The organism is Desulforapulum autotrophicum HRM2 (genome assembly GCF_000020365.1).
Taxonomy (GTDB): domain Bacteria; phylum Desulfobacterota; class Desulfobacteria; order Desulfobacterales; family Desulfobacteraceae; genus Desulforapulum; species Desulforapulum autotrophicum.
In genome coordinates this window covers 4,741,255-4,755,650 of sequence record NC_012108.1, presented here as the reverse complement: position 1 = coordinate 4,755,650, position 14,396 = coordinate 4,741,255, and the positions used below count along the sequence as shown (strand labels likewise).

Annotated in this window: 13 protein-coding genes; 6 read left to right on the top strand and 7 right to left on the bottom strand. The window is 51.9% G+C overall.

What is annotated here, in order from left to right; genetic code table 11:
• Positions 1-23: 23 nt before the first annotated feature.
• Positions 24-1,067 (bottom strand): 4-hydroxy-tetrahydrodipicolinate synthase, encoded by a 1,044-nt coding sequence (dapA, locus tag HRM2_RS20905; protein WP_015906030.1) that lies wholly within the window; start codon positions 1,065-1,067, stop codon positions 24-26.
• 212 nt (positions 1,068-1,279) lie between these two features.
• Here dapA and HRM2_RS20900 point away from each other — a divergent pair, with 212 nt between their 5' ends.
• From HRM2_RS20900 to HRM2_RS20875, 6 genes are all read left to right on the top strand, one after another.
• On the top strand, positions 1,280-1,942 hold the full coding sequence (locus HRM2_RS20900) for a tetratricopeptide repeat protein (protein ID WP_041273408.1): 663 nt from the start codon (positions 1,280-1,282) through the stop codon (positions 1,940-1,942).
• Positions 1,943-3,121 carry a hypothetical protein gene (locus HRM2_RS25590; RefSeq protein ID WP_049770485.1) on the top strand — a complete coding sequence of 393 codons (1,179 nt, stop codon included), beginning with the start codon at positions 1,943-1,945 and terminating at the stop codon, positions 3,119-3,121.
• 180 nt (positions 3,122-3,301) lie between these two features.
• Positions 3,302-4,627 carry a dissimilatory-type sulfite reductase subunit alpha gene (gene dsrA, locus HRM2_RS20890; protein WP_015906028.1) on the top strand — a complete coding sequence of 442 codons (1,326 nt, stop codon included), beginning with the start codon at positions 3,302-3,304 and terminating at the stop codon, positions 4,625-4,627.
• Positions 4,628-4,643: 16 nt separating this feature from the next.
• Positions 4,644-5,792 (top strand): dissimilatory-type sulfite reductase subunit beta, encoded by a 1,149-nt coding sequence (gene dsrB / locus HRM2_RS20885; RefSeq protein ID WP_015906027.1) that lies wholly within the window; start codon positions 4,644-4,646, stop codon positions 5,790-5,792.
• Between the two features lie 95 nt (positions 5,793-5,887).
• The gene (locus tag HRM2_RS20880; protein ID WP_015906026.1) at positions 5,888-6,145 is read left to right on the top strand and encodes a dissimilatory sulfite reductase D family protein; all 258 of its coding nucleotides are present in this window, start codon (positions 5,888-5,890) and stop codon (positions 6,143-6,145) included.
• A 20-nt stretch (positions 6,146-6,165) separates the two neighbouring features.
• Positions 6,166-7,611 carry a cobyrinate a,c-diamide synthase gene (locus tag HRM2_RS20875; RefSeq protein WP_015906025.1) on the top strand — a complete coding sequence of 482 codons (1,446 nt, stop codon included), beginning with the start codon at positions 6,166-6,168 and terminating at the stop codon, positions 7,609-7,611.
• Positions 7,612-7,691: 80 nt separating this feature from the next.
• Here HRM2_RS20875 and HRM2_RS20870 read toward each other — a convergent pair whose 3' ends face one another.
• The 6 genes from HRM2_RS20870 to glpA all read right to left on the bottom strand — a co-directional run bounded on the left by HRM2_RS20870 (position 7,692) and on the right by glpA (position 14,364).
• Positions 7,692-8,156, bottom strand: coding sequence for a cytochrome c3 family protein (locus tag HRM2_RS20870; RefSeq protein WP_041273407.1), 465 nt, complete (start codon positions 8,154-8,156; stop codon positions 7,692-7,694).
• A 290-nt stretch (positions 8,157-8,446) separates the two neighbouring features.
• Positions 8,447-9,259, bottom strand: coding sequence for a twin-arginine translocase subunit TatC (tatC, locus tag HRM2_RS20865; RefSeq protein WP_015906023.1), 813 nt, complete (start codon positions 9,257-9,259; stop codon positions 8,447-8,449).
• Positions 9,256-9,609 (bottom strand): twin-arginine translocase TatA/TatE family subunit, encoded by a 354-nt coding sequence (locus tag HRM2_RS20860; protein ID WP_015906022.1) that lies wholly within the window; start codon positions 9,607-9,609, stop codon positions 9,256-9,258. The genes tatC and HRM2_RS20860 overlap by 4 nt, the downstream gene beginning before the upstream one ends.
• A 73-nt stretch (positions 9,610-9,682) precedes the next feature.
• Positions 9,683-11,080: a DEAD/DEAH box helicase gene (locus tag HRM2_RS20855; protein ID WP_232364095.1), complete on the bottom strand. Its 1,398-nt coding sequence runs from the start codon at positions 11,078-11,080 to the stop codon at positions 9,683-9,685.
• A 412-nt stretch (positions 11,081-11,492) separates the two neighbouring features.
• Entirely contained in the window at positions 11,493-12,797 is a 1,305-nt protein-coding gene (gene glpB, locus HRM2_RS20850) for a glycerol-3-phosphate dehydrogenase subunit GlpB (protein WP_015906020.1), read from the bottom strand.
• Complete coding sequence (gene glpA, locus HRM2_RS20845; protein WP_232364094.1) at positions 12,787-14,364, bottom strand: anaerobic glycerol-3-phosphate dehydrogenase subunit A; 1,578 nt, start codon at positions 14,362-14,364, stop codon at positions 12,787-12,789. Before glpA ends, glpB begins: the two co-directional genes overlap by 11 nt.
• Positions 14,365-14,396 lie beyond the last annotated feature (32 nt).

Below are 14,396 nucleotides of genomic sequence, written 5' to 3'. Positions count from 1 at the left end.
CCCAGGGTCTGTCCCACGGTTGATCATGCCTGTTCGTAGTCGTACCACAGATCCCTGGTGTGCTCGGGATTGTCTAAGCGCTCGTCAATATCCACCCCGAAAAAATCAGCCACAGGTGCAAAAATCCAGGGTGTCTGGGCCTGGATTTTCCGGGCAGCAGTGATAACAGTTTCCAGACCCAGATGGGTCATTTTACCCATGGGGGCACGGCAGGCTCCGGACGGCATGCCCATCACCCGCATCAAAGTCTTGAGGGCAAGGGGATTTCTGGCCCTGCATTTTACCCGGCCAAAGGGGGTCGTTTCAACGGTGGTGACGGTGACAAGGTCGAGGAGGGGCGCAAGGGCCGTTTGAAGTTTTTCAGCGGCTTCCTGTCTGCCCTGGTCAAGGAGCATGACAAGATCGGCCATGGCCTTTGGCGCAATGTTGGACATGACGGAGAATCCGCCTGCAGCCCCGATGGCAGGATCTGTCATCATCTCAAGCACCAGGGAGTCATCCCCGGACATGATGGTGAAATTTTCGCCGCAGCATTCACGGGTTCGGCGCATATTGTCTATATTTCCGGTAGCCTCCTTGACCGTGGTGATGTTCGGGTATTTTTTTGCCGCAAGGGCCAGGTCTTCGGGTAAAAGCTGGGTTCCGGTTCTTCCCGGAATGATGTAGGGAATGATCTGCATGTCCGGAAATGAGCGTGCAACGGGCTCAATGTACTCCCTGCGGATCTCAAGGGAGCTTGGGCCGTTGTAGTAGGGGTCCACAAGTAGAACGGCGTCGGCCCCTGCACGGGCAGCATGGCGTACAGCATCCAGTGCCTCGTGGGTATTGTTGCTTCCCGTTCCTGCAATGCAGAGGCATTTTTCCTGGGCAGCTTTTGCCACCTCGGCAATAATCCGGTTGTGCTCTTCCCATTTGAGGGTGGGACTCTCTCCTGTGGTTCCGGCGGCAAGGATACCGGTTATGTTGTTCTGGATTTGAAATTTGATGAGTCGGTCAAGGCCTTCCCCATCAAGCTCTCCTTTATTGGTAAACGGTGTTATCAGCGCCGTATAGCATCCTGTTTTCATCAAAGCTCCCTATAATTATGGTGTGTTTCCCTGTCCCTGTGAGTGTGCATTTTTTTCTGCTGGACTGTTTTTTCCTTTAACCCTTACCAGCTATCATAGGTGGGGTTTCAGTTCAACCTCTTTTCCCTTGACACCCTGGCCCGTTGAAAATAGTATAAGCAAATTTGTACTTGAATAAAACGTACCATCACAGAATGATATAAGGATCTTTAATGGGAAACACACCACGACCACAGAATGCAGACGAATATATAGCTAGGATGCGTAACACGCTCTCCGAGAACACTGAATGCGGGACCACCCACTACAACCTGGCCGTTGGCCTCATGGGACAGCAGGAGTACGACGCAGCTGAAAAAGCCCTCCACGATGCCATTGAGTGCAGTCCGAACCTGGCTGAAGCCTATGTGCTCCTGGGCGGGCTCTGTCTCCAGAGAAATGATCTTGAAGGATGTCTCAGGTATAACCGTTATGCCATTAAAGCCAGGGCGGGTTTTGCTGAAGGGTACGCCAATATCGGATTTGTTCTGCTCCAGGTCATTGACGGGAAAAATGAAAAAGAAGATGAGGAAAAGCTTGACCAGGCCATCAAGCACCTTAAAAAGGCCATTATTCACAATTCCAAGTTTGTCCAGGCCTTTGCCACCCTTGGCAGTGCCTATTATATGAAGGGGCTGATTGACGAAGGTATCAAGGCCAACCTTGAAGCGGTGAATATTCAATCTGATTTTCCCATAGCCCACAACAATCTTGCCGTGGGCTATCTTCAAAAGGGGCTTTATGACAAGGCTATTGACCATTGTGACAGGGCTGTGGCCTTGGGGTTTGACGTTGCTGAGGAGCTTAAGAACGAGCTTGCTCCCCACAGGGGCTGAATGGAATCCTTGACCCCGGATTTCATTTATCGCATGGCAGGGATGGACCAGGACCTTGATCCCGGATCCTCCCTCTGGCATCTACCCCTTGGCGGTGGGGCGGGTTCCGGTCCCTGCCTGGGTGAGTTCTTTGAATCGGCCGCTGACTTTCTCGCAGCCGATGATTACAGGGGCGTCCGCCAGGGGCTTGAATTTTATGGCCAAGGTGAGCAATCAGATTCACACCTTCGATCCATTGAAATAGCCATTGAAAAGCATGGGGCCTTTTACCATCCGGCCCGGGTGACTGTAGGGCTTGAATCCGGCAGGCGCTTTTTCTTTGTCCTGAATACAGCCGTGGCCGCCCACGGCATCCGGGTGATGGAGAACGAGGTTGCAGCACTTGCAAGGCTTGCACGGGAGTTTCCCGCTGTTGTGCTGCCCCGGGTGTTTGCCTCAGGGCAGGTGGCGTCCGGTTCTGGTGATGTAATGTTTTTTCTGGCCCAGTGGTTTGACGGATATCTTGAATTTCACATCTCAGGGTCCCAGGAGCGTCAGCATCTGGAACTATGGTTGGGTGACGGTCGTGTGACCTGCCTTGAACCTCCCGAGTATTTTGGAATCTACGGACAGGCAACAGAAATCCTCACTCGGCTCTACAACCTTGAAACCTTTGATCAGGTGTTCCCCTGGCACCATGCGGCAGGCGATTTTGTGGTTAAACCCCTTGATCATGGGTTTGACCTTGGTCTGATCACAGTGAGAAATTATGATTCCATGATCGGCGTCGTCGCTGATGGCGAAGACCTTGATATGGATGGAATCAACAGAGCCCTGCTGCTTTTTTTTCTTAACCTCACCCTGAGGATGCGTCTTGACAGATTTGACGGCACAGGGGCGTTCTGTCTTGTGGATGAACAGGTGATTCCCCACATTGTTACAGGTTTTTTACGGGGGCTTGAATCCAAGGGGTCAGGTTCCATGGGCGGATCGGATTTGTGCCGGGGTTTTCTTGATTTTACCGGAGGGTTTGACAGCACGGAACTGACTGGAATTCTTGAAATGATTCTTGCTGCCTGCAATCAGGATGCCCCTGAAATCGACCTGCTCAAAAAAAATATTGCAGCCCATGCCAGACTGCTGGTGCCACATCTGGGTGAAATGGGAAAAAAGAGCTTTTTTATTGACAAGGTCCTATAGAAATTTTATAGGAGCACTAATAATCTGCTGAATCACATTGCAGGAAACGTGATGGCCCCCTGGGTCATCCTTGGTAGATAGTTGTGAGTAAGACTGTTGATCGAATCACGTCCAACCTGTTCGTCGGGAAGGCATCGTTCATCAAGGAAATGTAATTTAACTATTAACGGAGGTAAGTAAATGGCAAAACATGAAACTCCTTTTTTGGATCAGCTTGAGTCTGGTCCATGGCCGAGTTTTGTCTCTGACATGAAGCAACAGGCCGAGGTCAGAGCAAAGAATGAAGCAGGTGTGGAATTCCAGATCCCCCAGGATTGTGTGGATGATCTCCTCGGCGTTGTGGAGCTCTCTTACAAACATGGCAGAACCCACTGGAAACACGGCGGAATCGTAGGTGTATTTGGTTACGGCGGTGGTGTTATCGGTCGTTACTGCGATCAGCCCAGTCTTTTCCCCGGTGTTGAGCACTTCCATACCATGCGGGTCAACCAGCCTGCAGGTAAGTACTACAGCACAGAGTACCTTCGTTCCATCACCAAGCTCTGGGATCTCCGGGGTTCCGGCATGACAAACATGCACGGCGCCACAGGTGATATCATTCTCCTTGGCACCACAACTCCCCAGCTTGAAGAGGTTTTCTGGGAATTGACCCATAATCTGGGCCAGGATCTTGGTGGTTCAGGTTCCAACCTGAGAACCCCGGCAGACTGCCTGGGTACCTCCCGTTGTGAATATTCCTGCTACGACACCAATTCCCTGGTACATTTCTTGACCAACGAGTTCCAGGATGAGCTTCACCGTCCGGCCTTCCCCTACAAGTTTAAATTCAAACTTGACGGTTGTCCCAACTGCTGTGTTGCCTCCATCGCCCGTTCTGACATGTCTTTCATCGGTACATGGAAGGACGATATCAAGATCGATCAGGATGCCGTCAACAAGTACATTGAGCAAGATCCTGCATATCCCTCAAACGCCGGTGCCCACAAGGGCCGTGACTGGGGCCCCTTTGACATCCAGAAAGAGGTCATCAATCTTTGCCCCACTGGCTGTATGAAGATGGTCGGTAAAGAGCTGAAGATTGACAATGCAAACTGCACCCGCTGCATGCACTGCATCAACGTCATGCCAAGGGCGCTTAAGATTGGTGATGTCAGAGGCTGTTCCATTCTCTGCGGTGCCAAGGCGCCCATCCTTGATGGTGCCCAGATGGGATCTCTCCTGGTTCCCTTTATGGAAGTTAACCCTGACAATGATTACGAAGCCATCACAGATCTTATCGAAAATATCTGGGACTGGTGGATGGAAGAGGGCAAGAACCGCGAACGTCTTGGTGAGCTGATCATGCGTCAGGGCTTCCAGAAACTCCTCGAAGTCACAGGTATCGAGGCTGTGCCCCAGCATGTGGCATACCCCAGAACTAACCCCTACATCTTCTGGAGAGAGGATGAGGTGCCTGGCGGATTCGAACGCGACGTTGTTGAATACAGAAAACATCACCTGAGATAAGGGAGGGAGAATAACCATGGCTTTTATATCATCTGGATACAATCCAGCGAAACCGATGGAAAACAGGATCACCGACATCGGTCCGAAACATTTTGAAGAATTTTATCCTGAAGTCATCAAGAAGAACAAGGGTAAATGGACCCACCATGAGATCCTTGAGCCGGGCGTTCTGGTTCATGTCTCTGAAACAGGGGACGAGGTTTACACCGTTCGCTGCGGTGGCGCCCGCCTCATGAGTACCACCCATATCAACGAAATCTGTGACATTGCTGACAAGCACTGTGACGGTCATCTTCGTTTCACCACCCGTAACAACATTGAGTTCATGGTGGATTCCAAGGACAAGGTCGAGCCGTTGAAGAACGACCTTAAGAGCCGTAAATTTGCCGGTGGAAGCCTCAAGTTCCCCATCGGCGGTACCGGTGCAGGTATCACCAACATTGTTCATACCCAGGGATGGATCCACTGCCACACACCTGCCACTGATGCGTCAGGTACGGTTAAGTCCACCATGGATGCCCTGTTTGATGAGTTCCAGAACATGAGACTTCCTGCCCACCTCAGGGTCTCCATGGCCTGCTGCCTCAACATGTGCGGTGCTGTTCATTGTTCCGACATAGCCATTCTTGGTTACCACAGAAAGCCCCCCATGCTTGACCATGAGTACCTTGACAAGCTTTGCGAGATCCCCCTTGCGGTTGCTGCATGCCCCACGGCAGCCATTAAACCAGCCAAGGTGACCCTTGCAAATGGTACAGAGGTCAAGTCAGTTGAAGTAAAGAACGAGCGCTGCATGTTCTGCGGTAACTGCTACACCATGTGCCCCTCCATGCCCCTTGCCGATACAGATGGTGACGGTATTGTTCTCATGGCCGGTGGAAAGGTTTCCAACAGGATCAGCGATCCCAAGTTCTCCAAGGTTGTCGTGGCCTTCCTTCCCAATGAGATGCCCCGCTGGCCTTCAATGACCGACGCCATCAAAAAGATGGTTAATGCTTATTCAAACGGCGCCAACAAGTATGAGCGTCTGGGTGACTGGGCAGAGAGAATCGGATGGGAGAAGTTTTTTGAAGTATGTGAGCTTAACTTTACCCACCATCTCATTGATGATTTCCGTCAGCAGGCATACATGTCCTGGCGTCAGACCACCAATTTTAAGTTCTAATCGAGCCTAAGCTGGTGTTGACAAGGTGATTCAAGGCCGGAGCGCCCCTAGGTGCTCCGGCTGTCACGTTTTAAAATTTATAGAGGGAGTACATCATGAGTGATCTTCTTGACAACAAAGAAGAGGCCGAAAAGGCAATAATGGCATGGCTTGAGAAAAAGACCAAGTCTAAATCCAAGTTCTACCTCAAGGATTTCTACTCGATCTTTCCCGACGACAAACCCAGGATGATCAAAAAGGTTGTAAATAACATGGTTACAGAGGGTGTTCTTGAGTACTGGTCCAGCGGAAGTACCACCATGTACGGTATCAAAGGTGCTGGTAAGCAGAGCCATTCTGAGGGTGAAGATTAATCGTCGTACCCGATAAAACCATGCAGCAGACGAATCAAAAAATTCCCGGTCTGGTGGTCGCAGGCCTAAGGGGCGGGGCCGGTAAAACGGTTATATCCCTCGGTATTGCCGCTGCATGGCGTCAGTCCGATCTGGCTGTGGCCCCTTTTAAAAAAGGCCCGGATTATATTGATGCCGGCTGGCTGTCTCTTGCAGCCGGCCGGCCCTGCTACAATCTTGACACCTACCTGTGCGCCGATTCCCAAGTTCAAGAGAGTTATTCCACCCATTCTAAAAATTGTGATATCGCATTGGTTGAAGGCAATCGCGGGTTGTTTGACGGCATAGATATCCAAGGGCGAACCAGCACGGCCGAGCTTGCCAAGCTTTTGAACCTTCCCCTTCTGCTGGTGGTTGACTGCACCAAGAGTACCCGGACCATTGCAGCCCTGATCCTGGGATGCATGCATTTTGATCCCGATCTTGACATCGTTGGGGTCATTCTGAATCGGGTGGCCGGCAAACGCCACGAAAACAAGGTCAGGGATAACATCAAACAATTCTGCAATCTTCCCGTGTTTGGCGCTGTTCCAAAGCTTGGGTCCAGGGACTTCCCAGAGCGTCACATGGGACTTGTTCCCATGGCGGAACACGCCCTTTCCATGGATTCAGTTGCCGCTGCAGAAAGGGTTGCAAGGGCGTCCATAGATCTTGACTGGCTTTACAGGGCTTGTGTGGAATCAACGAACAGGGTAACACCAAAGAAACCGTTGCCTGCTAAATTGCCCCATTTACGGGTGCCGCCTCCTCCAGCGGTCGACCATGGCGCCAAAAGACCCAAGATCGGCATTATCAGAGATTCCGCATTTCAGTTCTACTATCCGGACAATCTTGAGGCACTTGAGGCCCTTGGGGCCGAACTTTGTTACATCAGTCCCCTCAGGGAGAGTCGAATTCCTTTGGTGGATGCCATCTACATGGGAGGTGGGTTTCCCGAGACCCATGCAGCCCAGCTTTCGGCCAACACTGCATTTTCTGAAAATTTAAGGCTTCTTGCAGCCAGAGGACTTCCCATTTATGCCGAGTGTGGGGGATTTATTTTTCTCGGGCAGAGTCTAACCCTTGAAGGGGTCGTCTATCCCATGGCCGGGGTTCTTCCTGTAAGGTTCGGGTTGTCCAAGCGGCCTGTGGGACATGGCTACACCCAGGTGAGGGTGGTTGAAGAGAACCCCTATTTTAAACAGGGAGAGGTGATCCGGGGCCATGAGTTCCGATATTCCACCGTCCTTGAAATCGATCAGACCCAGGGTGCCATGGCCTTTTCCATGGAAAGGGGAAAGGGGATCATCAACGGCCTGGACGGATTCTTCACAAATCGGGTGTTTGCCACCTATACCCACATCCTTGCCCCTGGCACCCCTGCCTGGGCCGAAGCCATTTTAAATCAAGCCCGGATCTATCAAAGCCGCCAGGAATGCAATTTTTAGTTTCCAGCAAAAAAAAGGCCTTTCCTAAATACGGAAAGGCCCTGAAAAGCTGGTGAGAGATTGTCTCTCCCGGGATTTAATTATTTCTTGGGATGACACTTCGAGCAGGATGCAGGAGCAGGGCCCTTGGTGCCCCTGGGATCCTTGGGATCCTTCAATGAGATGTTGTGCTCCTTATGGCATTCGATGCAGTTGGCATGCATGGCTTCCTGCTGGTATTTCATGATCTTGTCTTTTTTGCTGATTTTCTCGCCCTTGACCTTTTCGGTTTCCTTGTGGCACTCAACGCAGCGTTGGACATCGTCTCCCGATTTCAGGTCAAGGGGTTTACCCTCGGCGTCGTGGTGGCATTCGCCGCATTTGAGTTTGTATTCTTCAATGTGTTTTTTGTGGGTAAACTCCACAAGGCCCTTAGAGTGGTCTGCATACTCTTTTGTGTTCATCTGGATGGTGTCTTCAACCTTGGTGCCTGCCTGCAGGCCTGTGGCTGCAAAAACAAGAGCCACGCCAGTAATTAGAAGTACAGTCAACATTCTTTTTCCCATTTTTCAATACCCTCCTCAATTTTACAGTTAAAAGTTTATTCTACCCTTTTACAGCCTTGCGGCTGTCAAATTCCATGGTTTTTGCTTCCGGGTGTAACCGAAATTCTAGCGTTTCCAGGAAAGGTCTTCTTTTGTAAGTGTCATGCAACTGGCGTGGTTGAAGCATGGTATCTGCTCTATCCTGAACCAATGATATACTCCTCTGTTTGCAATGATTCAATGGGAGTTCCATATGAAAATGGTGGACAAACTGTATAATAGAGCATCAGACTCTGTCAATGATAAAAAGGTCAATTTTGATCTTCCCCTGGGGTCGTATCATCAGTGCTCTTATCCGTCTGAACGTCACTGTTCTCAGCCGCTTCTTCCTCGTCTGAATCCTTTTTTTTTCCGAATACTCTGGCCCCGATTATGCTGATTTCATATAGTATCATCAGGGGAATGGCCATCATGATCTGGGTCACCACATCCGGGGGGGTGATAAGGGCCGCACCGGTAAAAAAGATGAGGATCGCATATTTACGGTTCTTTTTAAGAAATTCCACCGAAACCAGCCCCATCCTAGCCATGAAGGTGAGGACCAGGGGCAGTTCAAATACAAAGCCAAAGGCAAGGAGCATTTTGGAAGCAAATCCAAGATACTCTTTCATGGAGGGCATTGCCTGGATGGTGTCAGACGAAAAGCCCAGAAAAAATTGAAACCCATAGGGAAAGACGATGAAGTAGCCAAAAGAGGAGCCAACACAAAAAAAGAAGATCGACAGGATGACCACGGGTAAAACAAAACGTTTCTCTTTTCGGTAGAGGCCCGGACTCACAAACATCCAGAACTCGTAAAAAAGGACAGGAGTGGCAAGGATAACTCCCGTGAGCAGCGATACTTTGAGATAGGTGAAAAAAGCCTCGGGAAGGCCGGTAAAAATCATTTTTTGACCCTCGCCCATGGCTGCTATGAGGGGGGCGGTAAGGATATCAAAGAGCCGTTCTTTAAAGCAGTAGGCAATGACAAAACCAACGCCCACGGCAATAAAGGACCGGACAAGCCTGTCCCTGAGTTCACCAAGATGCTCGGTAAATGGGCTCTTTTCTTCTTCCCTGCTCAATTTTTTGCCCCATCACCGTTGCTGGTTTGGTTGCCATGGGGGGTATTGTCCCCTTTGTCTGGCGATGGCGCCTGGTCGGCAGGGGTGACTGCCTCTGGAGTGGCTGCCGGGTTTTCTTCAGGGGAGGGGGTGGCTTCCTTGATGGTTTCCCTGATGCTTTTTGCGGGTGCTTCAAATTTTCTGGCCGTCTCCTCCAAGTCAATGCTTCGCTTGAAATCCTGGGCAGCCTTCTTGAACTCTCCCATGGCCCGGCCAAGAGTTTTGGCAAGTTCAGGCAGTTTTTTGGGGCCGATCACCATGAGGGCAATGGCCAATATAAGTAGGATTTCAGGCATTCCCAAACCAAACATGCTAATGTTGCTCCTTTTCTAAAAGTCTAATGCAGATTTAATTCATTCTTGTACAATATCTGTCCTTGATGTGTCAACGCTGGGAAGACTCCTTTTTAGGAGCGTTCCTGGGGTTTCTCTGTCTGGAGCTGCCCTTGGGGCCCGGGGTTCCCTTGGATCGGGGGCGGCTGTTTGATCTGGAGCTGCGGTTTTTTTTCTGGGGGGGCCGGGTGTCTGGTTTGGGGGGGATTCTTCGTTTAGGTTTTGGAAGCGGCGCAAGCATGGCGTCATCGGGATACTCACACTCAAGCTTGTTGCCGAGCACCGCTTCGATGTCGGGAATTTGGAATGAGCTCATCTCATCGGCAAAACTGACGGAAATTCCTTCAGCCCCGGCCCTTCCCGTGCGTCCGATGCGATGTATATAGTGCTCAGGGTCCTGGGGAAGGTCATAGTTGATCACGTGGCTGACCCCTTCAATATGAAGTCCCCGTGCAGCCACATCCGTTGCCACAAGAACCCTTACCTTGCCATTTCTGAAATCATCAAGGGTTCGGATGCGCTGTTTCTGGGAAACCTCTCCTGAGAGAATTTCGCTTGAGATGTCGAATTGAACCAGACGCTGGGCGATTCTTCGGGTGGTGCTTCGCATGTTGACAAAGAGGATGACCCGTTCAAGTTTTTCCCCGGAGATGAGGTTGTAGAGCAGGGGGAATTTTTGGTCTTCCGTGACAATGAAAACTTTCTGGTTGATGGAATCCGCCGCAGTCTTGTCCGGGTCAATTTCCACAACTGCAGGGTCAACGGTCCATTGGTTGGCCATCCGCAAAATCTCAGGGGCAAGGGTGGCGGAAAAGAACAGGGTCTGCCGCTCTTTTTTGTGGGGGGTATTGTAAATGATATTTCGCATGTCCGGGATGAATCCCATGTCCAGCAGTCGGTCTGCCTCGTCAATGACAAGGATCTCAATTTTGCCCAGGTTGATAAGCTTCTGGCGCATGAAATCCATGAGCCGGCCAGGTGTTGCTGCGATGATGTCCACATGGGCCGAGGCGAGTTGGTCCTGCTGGCGTTTGTAATCCATGCCGCCGAACACGGATACGGTTCGAAGGGGGGTGTAGAGGGTCAGGGCCTTTGCATCTTTTTCGATCTGGAGGACAAGCTCCCGTGTGGGTTCAATGATCAAGGCCCTGGGCGTTCCCTTTTCCCTTTTCCCCCTGGTGGGGTTTTTCATGAGGCGTGCAATGATGGTTACGAGAAAAGCAGCGCTCTTGCCTGTACCTGTCTGGGCCTTGGCTGTTGCGTCCTTACCCATGAGGGTGTGGGGAAGCACCTCTGCCTGGACCGGCATACAGTATTGAAAGTTTTCATCTGAAATGGCGTGCATCAGTCCCAGGGGAAGGTCAAGATCATGGAATCGGGTCTTTCCCTCCTGGGTGGGAACCTGGAAATGGTCCAGGGTCCAGGGTTCACGTTTTTTGTGGGGTCGCACCCCGTCTCCAGGTCGGACCTTTTCCCCGGGGCCGGTCTCTATGGGGGGGGAGTGACGGGTTTCAGGAGACTGTGGTTGGGACGTTTCTGTTTTTTTTCTGGTTGGGATGGATGTATCATCCCCGGGTGGTTGTTTTTTCCGAATGACAGGTTCAGTGGGCTTGGGTGGTTCTTGTCGGAAGAGTCTTTTTATCAAGGAAGAGAAAAAGCGTATCAATACTGGGGGTTTCCTTTGAGTGCCTTTTCCCGGGACAACTCCTGGAAAGAGCAGTCCGAGCCGGCTATATTAGTGCCTGGGTAAACAGGTCGATTAAAAAAGGGCACCAGGTCCAGAGGAGCTGTTGTTGTCCTTTTTATTCATAATGTTTGTAACACCCTACCTTTTACCCATTTTTACCATAGAAAGCAAGGTCTCATTTTTCGGTCCCTGCCGTTTCAATGGCCTTGACAGCGGCAAGGGCGGTGGCAATGGCAACACCTGATCCGCATTTCATGCGCATCCAGTCTGAACCGGCCAGGATGGAGCCTGCCACGTAAAGACCGTCCAGAACCGGTTCTCCTGAAGAGGTAAGGGGTCTGAACGCTGAATCAGTCTGGATTCCGGCCCGGTTTACCGGGTGTCCCTTGGGATCGAACAGACTTGTTCTGTGCCATCCATCGCGGGATTCAGGCTGGGTTACAAAAAGATTCATAAGGGGTTCACAAATACCCCTGCGACCGGCCACAAGTCCCTTGCCAAGGAAGCGGCCCGTTGCCAGGAGAACGGCCTTTGAGACAATGGTCTGGTTGCCGTTGTTGCCCTTTATGGTGGTGATGAACTCTTTGCCATCTGTTCTTGTTACTTTGGTTGCCATGGTCGAGAGGCTGTAAAAAATCTTGTTGATCCCAAGGCCGTTGATCATGGCCTCCTGGAGCCTTATGCCCGGCACAGACACTGGCGGGGTGGGGATTTCAAATATGGGTCTTCCCAGGAGGGTCTCAAGCTCGGCCACGGTCTCAACGGATTTGTACATGCCAAGAAGGGCTGGAAAACCGATGTATTCAACATCTTTCACAAGGGGTTTTATCCGGCGTGCAAGCGCTACCCGGTTTGCCGAAAGGTCAAGGACTCTTGCCACATGCTCGGGGTGGAGTTCTTCCAGAAGTTCGGATTTTGGAAAGTCAATGGTTTTGGATCGTAAGCCCGGCCATATTTTTTCAAGGGAGGATGCGATCTGACGTGCACTGAATAGTTTCATGCCCGTGAAATCAAGTATCAGTGTGGGGGCTTTTTTCTCAAGGGCCTTCACGCCGTTCCACATGGTTTTGGGGACCATGTATGTTTTTTTAGGGGTACCCACGGAGGTGACAAGGGTGACGTTCGTTCCCATGGATCGCCGGTAGGGGAGCTTGCCTTCAAGAAAGTTCGACACCTCTTCCAGGGACTCTTTAATCAGGGTATTTTCTACCTTTGCGAAGGGGTGGTCCGGCAGGTCGTAACGTACCTGGTCAATGGCCTTCCAGGGATCGTCCCATTGTTGGCCAGCCGGGTGCACGCCCATGAGATCCATGATCCCGCTTGCAAAATTCATGGCAGAATGCTGACCCACCAGTGCGGTTGAAATCTTTCGGTTAACGGCAAAGAGGGCTGCTGCCATACCGGTCATGCCGGCACCGATGACGGCAAGGTCGGCTTTAATGGTTGAGGTTTCCATGGGGGCTGGGGTGTTAATGATCATGGCCGTGGTCTCCTGGTTGTGCAAGTTCAAGGTCAAACAGTCCGCAATGCATGGCTTCGGTGAGTTCAGCCTGGACCAGCTGGTCCCCCCAGAAGATGGCCTGCTGACCCTTCCAGCGTTCGTCAAGAAATGCCTTTATATCGTCAACGCCGCCGGGGCCGGACAGCGCTCCTTGGTTGTACATGTGGGCAAGGACCCGGGTGCTGCAGAATGCACCCTGGCAGGGCCCTTTGCCCAGGCGGCTTCTTCGTCCGATGGTGAGCAGGTTCGGTGTCTCATTGCTGTTTCTCAGGGCTGTGGCTATGGCATCAATGGTGCTTTCCGGGATCATTTCACACTCACACAGAATTTTGTCCTTTTTTCCGGCAGGTTTGGCAAACCAGACGCTGGGAGCGATGCCGGGTTCGGTCCATTTGCCGTCAAGGGTGGATGGCAGGGGCGCTGTTTTTGTTGTGCAGGGGGTCTTGTTCCCAAGCCTTGCGGCCACAAGATTTGCTGTTTTTTCGGCCATGAGCCGGAAGGTGGTGAGCTTGCCCCCGGTGATGGTGGCAAAGTTGTCAAGGTTGTCCGATGCATGGTCAAGAAGAACAAACCCCCGGCTAACTGTTCTGTCGTCTCCAACGCCTGAACTCTGGCTGACCAGGGGGCGAACTCCTGAGTAGGCGCGTATGTAACGGGTTTGCTCCAGGCTTGGAATCATTTTTGATCCCTGTTCGACAATGAGGTTGGTCTCGGCCACGGTGGGTCTGATCCTGTCCGGATCATCCACACGTACCGAGGTGGTGCCAAGGATGGACACCGTTCCTCCAGGGACAAGAATGTCTGCGTCAGACGGGGGTCTGAGGCGGTTGATGACCCCCTGTGTCATTCTGGACTGGGTGACGAGGAGGGTTCCCATGGAGTAGAGAACGTGGGTGGTTGCACCGGCAAGGGCGGCAACTTTTCCGGCCCAGGCACCCGTGGCATTGATGATCTGCCGGGGTTCCACGCTGAAGCGTTCGCCTGTACCGGTTTTTTCAAGCCAAACCTTTGTAATGCAATGGTTCTGCCGTTCAAAGCCAACCACCTGGGTATGGCAGAGAAGCGTTGCGCCCAGGGCCCGGGCATGGGCCATGTTTTCCAGGGAGAGCATGAACGGATCAATGGCACCGTCCCTGACCCTAAAGGCGGCAATGGTTTCGTCTGCCAGCAACGGTTCCATTTCACGGGCCGCCTCCGGGGGGATGGCCGTGGTGTCAAGGCCGGCTTTTTCACAGAAGTTCGGAAAATCCGCCACATAGTTTTCATCGTCGCCCTGGACGGCCGCAAAGAGCCCGCCGCAGTCGTCAATGCAGTGGGGGGCTGTCTGCCTCAGAATATCCGCCTCTTCCATGCATTCCCGGGCACTTCCGGCGTCATTGGAAACATAGCGTGCGCCGCTGTGGAGCAATCCGTGATTTCCGCCCGAAGCCCCTGCGTTGATATCCCCCTTCTCAACCACAATCGATCGGATGCCCCGGAGGGCAAGATCTCTGGCAATCCCCGTTCCTGTGGCACCGCCGCCGATAATTAGAACTTCAGTTTCCACACTTGCCTCCATAAAAAAGTTGACATATACTG

Coding starts and splice junctions, on each gene's coding strand:
- dsrA (WP_015906028.1), top strand. CDS start 3,302: ATGGCAAAACATGAAACTCCTTTTTTGGATCAGCTTGAGTCTGGTCCA.
- HRM2_RS20870 (WP_041273407.1), bottom strand. CDS start 8,156: ATGGGAAAAAGAATGTTGACTGTACTTCTAATTACTGGCGTGGCTCTT.
- HRM2_RS20900 (WP_041273408.1), top strand. CDS start 1,280: ATGGGAAACACACCACGACCACAGAATGCAGACGAATATATAGCTAGG.
- dsrB (WP_015906027.1), top strand. CDS start 4,644: ATGGCTTTTATATCATCTGGATACAATCCAGCGAAACCGATGGAAAAC.
- HRM2_RS20880 (WP_015906026.1), top strand. CDS start 5,888: ATGAGTGATCTTCTTGACAACAAAGAAGAGGCCGAAAAGGCAATAATG.
- HRM2_RS20875 (WP_015906025.1), top strand. CDS start 6,166: ATGCAGCAGACGAATCAAAAAATTCCCGGTCTGGTGGTCGCAGGCCTA.
- glpB (WP_015906020.1), bottom strand. CDS start 12,797: ATGATCATTAACACCCCAGCCCCCATGGAAACCTCAACCATTAAAGCC.
- HRM2_RS25590 (WP_049770485.1), top strand. CDS start 1,943: ATGGAATCCTTGACCCCGGATTTCATTTATCGCATGGCAGGGATGGAC.
- HRM2_RS20860 (WP_015906022.1), bottom strand. CDS start 9,609: ATGTTTGGTTTGGGAATGCCTGAAATCCTACTTATATTGGCCATTGCC.
- dapA (WP_015906030.1), bottom strand. CDS start 1,067: ATGAAAACAGGATGCTATACGGCGCTGATAACACCGTTTACCAATAAA.